Raw genomic sequence first — 351 nt, 5'->3', positions numbered from 1 at the left:
TGCCAGAAACAGGCGAACAACTGATCCGATTCATCGCTAGGGAAGCTGCCTTTAAAGGTATTGGTGAAAGCAAAGCAAGGGCGCTCTGGGAGCTTTTAGGTAAGAATTTTCATGCAACCTTGAGAAAAGATGCGCCAGAGTCAAGAGAGCGGCTTAGAAGTGTTCTGAGCGAAGATTCCATTACCTCATTGTTTGAGGGATATTCTAAATACAAGAATCTAGCCTACTGCAATTGGATGTCTGAACACAAGATACCTGCCAGTGTTCAGCAGCGTTTGCTGAAGTATCACACTGAGAAATCCATTGAAGCAATTAAACATAATCCTTATGCGCTAATTGGTTTCGGCATGA

General features: G+C 43.3%; 1 pseudogene. It reads left to right on the top strand.

The window, feature by feature from the left end:
* Positions 1-351, top strand: a pseudogene (locus tag AB4140_RS19870) (AAA family ATPase); the annotation flags it as partial.

Source organism: Shewanella sp. 10N.286.51.B2, assembly GCF_041469265.1.
Lineage (GTDB): Bacteria > Pseudomonadota > Gammaproteobacteria > Enterobacterales > Shewanellaceae > Shewanella.
Note: the sequence above shows the minus strand (reverse complement) of the source record. Positions and strands in the feature narration are given on the sequence as shown.